Annotated in this window: 2 protein-coding genes; both read left to right on the top strand. The window is 70.4% G+C overall.

Annotated features, from left to right (window positions below; translation table 11 throughout):
- Window positions 1-186: 186 nt before the first annotated feature.
- Window positions 187-432: a hypothetical protein gene (locus tag H6A16_RS10475; RefSeq protein WP_204618961.1), complete on the top strand. Its 246-nt coding sequence runs from the start codon at window positions 187-189 to the stop codon at window positions 430-432.
- Window positions 433-527: 95 nt separating this feature from the next.
- On the top strand, window positions 528-1,916 hold the full coding sequence (locus tag H6A16_RS10470; RefSeq protein WP_239458343.1) for an ATP-binding protein: 1,389 nt from the start codon (window positions 528-530) through the stop codon (window positions 1,914-1,916).
- Window positions 1,917-2,337 lie beyond the last annotated feature (421 nt).

Here is a 2,337-nt window from a genome sequence, read left to right as displayed (position 1 = left end):
CCAGCGAGGCGCTGATGACGGCCGCGACCCTCCTAGAATGCTTCCTGTTGACGCAAGCTGTCATACGTCTTTCTCCTTCCGTGAGGAACAGATAATCGCCAGTTACACGGGAGGAGGGGAAGGCGCGCGTGCTATCGTCATCGGCAACGATGGTTTCAATGATCGGAGGGCGATGTGGCGGCGGCGATGATGGGCACCGAGTTCACGGAGGGCGGCCGGATGACCGTGCCCAAGGACGCCCGCTCCGCGCCGGGGATCGCCGGCGGCGCGAGGGCCCGGGCGTCCGCAGGGCCGGCCCGCGACCTCGAGGTCGCAGGCGAGGCGGACTTCATGGCCCGCATCGCGGAGGCCGAGTCGGCGGCTGCCGCCGGCCGGGTCCGGCGGGCGGAGAGCCTGTCTGCCGACTGGCGCTCGCGGATCATCAGGGAATGACCGTGCGCCCGCGGGCCTCGCGGCGAGGCCGCGCCATGTCAGCGCCTTCGCCGCCAGGTCTCATCCTTGCAACGCCGCGTGCCAAGATGTAGCATATGCTTGACACGCAGAGTTACAAGGATGAGAGCCGCATGGACAGCGTCATCGCCGAGAAGATACAGGACTTCTTCGACGAGGGGGTCCCCGAGGTGTTCGAGCGCGACCTCGACCTGGGGCCGGTGCGCCCGCCGGCGCGCGGCAACCTCGCCACCGTCGTCACCGGCGTCCGCCGCTGCGGCAAGACCTACCGGCTGTTCCAGGAGATGCGGCGCATCGTCGCGGAGGGATGGCCCGCCGAGTCGATCCTGTACTTCAACTTCGAGGACGAGCGCCTGAAGCCCTACCGCCAGGGCCTGCTCGCCGAGGTCCTCGACACGTTCTACGCCATGAGGCCGACAGCCCGGCGCGACGGCGCGTTCCTGTTCTTCGACGAGATCCAGGAGGTCCCCGAGTGGGGAGCCTTCCTGCGGCGCGTCGTGGATGGCACGAAATCCACCGTCTACGTCACGGGCTCGTCCTCCCGCATGCTCTCAGTGGACCTCGCCTCCGAGTTCCGCGGCAGGGCCATCTCGCGCGAGCTGTTCCCCATGGGCTTCGCGGAGTACGCCCGCTACCACGGCGCCGAGGTGCCCGCCGGGGCGGCCGAGGGGGGCGCCGTCGGGTCCGCGGCGCGCGCGGAGCTGCGCCACTCGCTGCCCGGCTACCTCTCGCGCGGCGGCTTCATCGCGGTTCAGGGCCTGCCCGCGTCGGACACCGTCCAGCTGCTGCAGGAGTACGCCAACCGGACCGTCGCCCTCGACGTCATCGAGCGCCACGGCGTGCGCAACCCGGCGGCCGCGGCCCGCTTCCTGGCCCGCTGCCTGGCGTCCTCGGGGCGCGAGCTGTCGCTCAACAGGGCGGCCGCGGCCTTCAAGTCGGCCGGCCTCGCCGTGTCGCGCGCGACGCTCTCGGGTCTGCTCGGCTACTACGGGGAGTCCTACCTCGTGTTCGAGCTCGGGGAGTTCAGCCGCTCGCTGGCGGAGAACGCCCGCTCCGCCTCGAAGGTCTACGCGGTCGACCCCGGCATGCTCGCCGCCTTCTCCCCCTCGGCGTCGCGCGACGAGGGCCAGCGGCTCGAGACGGCCGTCTTCGACCGGCTCCGCCGGGGCGCCGGCGGCATGCGCGCGGGCGCCATCTCGCGGCTGCTCGTCGACGACGGCGGCCGCCACGAGGTCGACTTCGTCGTCGGAGACGCGCTGCTCGGCGACGGCTACCGGCTCGTGCAGGCCACGGTCTCCATGGCGGACGGCGCCACGCGTGAGCGCGAGGTGGGCGGCCTGCGGGCCGGCATGCGCCGGCTCGGCGCGGGCGAGGGCTGGGTCGTCACCATGGACGACGAGGAGGAGATCCCCGTCCCCGAGGGGACGGTCCACGTCGTCCCCGCCTGGCGGTGGCTGCTGGGGTAGGCAGGGCGCGCCCAGCCAGGTGCGCTTCTCGGAAATGGCGGGGCCGCCTTTAGCCCGAGACCCCTCCCCAGGCCCAAGGGGCACCCCGGGCTCCCCCTCGACCTTCCGCCAGAGCATGCAGCCCCTCCCTGCGGATTCAACGGAAGTACAACCACGATTGCCCACTATCGGCTGCAGAATACAACCGCATATCGACCTGAATTCACGCAAAGTGCAACCCGTCCGCGCCCGCATGAAGGGTCCCGGGCTGGTCCCCTCATGCGGGCGATGCGGCCTCCCCGGCCGCTTTCGGACTGAGATGCCGCATTGTGTTTGGTCAAGTCCGTCTTTCTGAAATGATCACGGAAAACTTTCGGGTTTGGGCACGCAACTTTTTCGGGTTCGGTCACGGGCGCGCCGCTAGCTTCCCGACTTGCCCAGC

It is taken from the genome of Collinsella tanakaei (genome assembly GCF_016900375.1).
Lineage (GTDB): Bacteria > Actinomycetota > Coriobacteriia > Coriobacteriales > Coriobacteriaceae > Collinsella.
The sequence above is the reverse complement of the archived record's forward strand: the minus strand, read 5'-3'. Positions and strand labels throughout refer to the sequence as shown.